Raw genomic sequence first — 3,061 nt, 5'->3', positions numbered from 1 at the left:
ATGGATAGTAAAAGTATGCAAGAGTTTGCAGATGGAAAACTTGCTTATAATACTTTCTCTCCTGTGTTTAAACCAAATGGTGGTAATGTAGTAAACATGGGGACTATTAATGCTAAAAACATTACTTTGCAAGGTAATAAAGTAATGTTAAGTGCTGATACTAGTTGGGATGATAAAAATAATAAAATAAAACTCAATCAAATCACAGCAGATAATATAGATTTAAAAGGTAATGAAGTTTATGTAGATATTTCTACTATAAATTCTAACAACCTAACTACAGAAGCAAAAAATAAAGGAATTGCTTATTTAAGTGCTACGGGTTATTATGATAATCCTACAAGAGAATATAATAATATTGTATTTACTAACAAAGGTGTAATGGATAAAACATATAATCAATATATTAGTATAGGCTCTGACTTAGATTGGTGGCACTTTGCTAAAGGGTGGGATGAAAATGAAGATTTTAGAAACACAGCTAGTGAGTATAGACTGACTAATGATATAGATTTTAAAGCAAGTAATGGACAAAACTATGCTAATTATTGGGTAGATTTAAATGGTGATGGCGAAAAAGATGCTAATGAATTTACTAATATGATAGTTGGCTACAATAATTCTTTTACAAATACTTTCGATGGTCAAGGGTTTACGCTTAAGAATATTAATATGGATACGACGATATTAGATAATAAGCCAATATATGTGGGATTATTTGGTAGAGCAGATGGTGCTAATTTTAAAAATATCAATGTAGATTATATGGGTGGTGGCTTAAAATTATCCAATGCAGTGCATTCTGGTGGATTTGTTGCATATTCTCGAGATTCCTCATTTTCAAATATATCTTTAAATAATATAGGAAATATTAATAATATTGGTATTGATGGAGTTTCTACTGGAGGTTTTGTCGGAGCAGGACAATCATCCTCATTTTCAAATATATCTTTAAGTAATATAGGAAGCATTAAAAATATCAATGGCGATGAAGTTGCTATTGGAGGTTTTGTCGGAGCAGGTTCTTCTTACTCATTTTCAAATATATCTTTAAGTAATATAGGAAGCATTGAAAATATCAATGGCGATGAAGTTGCTATTGGAGGTTTTGTCGGAGCAGGACATTCATCCTCATTTTCAAATATATCTTTAAGTAATATAGGAGATATTAGTGGTATTGGAGATTTTGTTAGCGTAGGTGGATTTGCTGGGCGTAATAATGGAGATGTAAAATATTCTAAAATTTATATAAGTGATATTAAAAATATATCTTCAGAGGGTGCCTATGATAATGGTATATATGCTGGTGGATTTATTGGTTTTAATGAATATGGAGAATTTTCAGATATTACAGTTAAAAACATAGGAAATATTTCAAGCATTTCTAATGGTCTTGCATATTCTGGAGGATTTGTAGGAGGATTTGATAGTGGAGAGTTTAAAAGAATTTCACTTGAAAATATTACTAATATAAATAGTATATCAAAATCTACTTCTTCTTACGCAGGAGGGTTTGCTGGAGGCTCTATAAATAATCCTTATGCTAGCTTTTATTTTACAAATATATATTTAAAAGATATTTTAAATATATCAAGTCATGGCGAAATGTCTATTTCCGGTGGTTTTGCTGGAGAAATTGTTAATACAGTAGAAGATAATTCTATTGTTTTTGATAGGATTAGTATTGATAATATTAATAACATTGAAGCTAAAGGAGGGTATTATGCTGTTTCAGGCGGTTTTTTAGGGGAGCTTGCATCTTTTTCCACGATAAAGGATATAAAATTAAGTAATATCGATAAGATTAAAGTTGAATCTTTAGGAACTGGCTCAGCATCTACTGGTGGGTTTGCTGGGAGAATCTCAAGAAGTTCGAAATTTGAAAATATTGTTTTAAATAATTTTGGAAATATCATAGGTAAAGACTTTGTAGGCGGTTTTGTTGGAGAAATATCTAGCAGTTCTTCATCGAATCCAAATGAATTTAATAATATTTCCTTAAATAATTTTGGAAATATCATAGGTAAAGACTCTGTAGGCGGTTTTGTTGGGTTTGATACTAGAGCAAAAATGAGTAATATTTCTTTAAATAATATTGATTATATCCAAGGAACTTATGCTGGAGGTTTTACAGGAAAGGGACTGGGTAATTATGGAAATATAGCATTAAACAACATTAAATATATCCAAGGAACTTATGCTGGAGGTTTTGCAGGATTTGGAACTGGAGGAAAAAATATCTTTATATATTTTGATAAAGGAGCTATTATAGAAGGCTTAGAAAGTAGTGGTAAATTTTTTGGCCATTTAGATGAGTATTTTATTCCGAATACTGAAAACACTTATATTTATTACTATAAAGATGACTTAACTAATGCAACATCGGATCAAAAATATTGGGATAAAGAAATCCGACTCCGTCCTTATGATGATAATAGTCAAGGTTATATAGATTTTAAAACAGCAGCTTTAGCAGCTTTAAATGGCTTAAAGGAAATAGATTGTGGTGCTAGTAAGAAATGTTTAGTTTTTGCAAAAGATTTTGAAGTCGAAAAACCATCTAATCCAAACTATCCAAGTAATGTTATAGTATCCAAACCATCACAAAATACAGATTATATCCCTAGCACAGAAGACATCATCAATGAAACAGCCACTTTAGATGAAAATGATCTTTATAAAGATATTATCATCAATGAAATCATATCCGATTTGAAAAATAAATATTACACCATTGATATAGCTGATTTGAAAGCTATTTTAGAAGCTTATAAAAATTTAGATAAAAATAGTGCCGAAGCTAGAACTAAGTTTATTATGGATTATTTCTTTGATAAAAATAATAAAGATAATCCATCAATAGAAATAGCTCAAAAAGAAATTTTTCAAAGCTTAGATTTTTTACTAGCTTATCAAGACAATGGCTTAGACAAAGCTAGTGATGATAAATTTGCAGATAATGAAGCTATACAGACTAAAGATAATATTTTAGCTGAAGTTTCAAATGCTCTTGAGAATAAAACAATTGCAAGTAATTTAGAAAATCTAAGTAATTTAAATG

Annotated in this window: 1 pseudogene; it reads left to right on the top strand. The window is 29.6% G+C overall.

What is annotated here, in order from left to right:
• Nucleotides 1-15: 15 nt before the first annotated feature.
• Nucleotides 16-3,061: pseudogene (locus CAMP5063_RS08190) on the top strand (hypothetical protein); the annotation flags it as partial.

Origin of the sequence: Campylobacter sp. RM5063, assembly GCF_024723655.1 — a bacterium.
GTDB classification, from domain to species: domain Bacteria; phylum Campylobacterota; class Campylobacteria; order Campylobacterales; family Campylobacteraceae; genus Campylobacter_D; species Campylobacter_D lari_D.
Note: the sequence above shows the minus strand (reverse complement) of the source record. Positions and strands in the feature narration are given on the sequence as shown.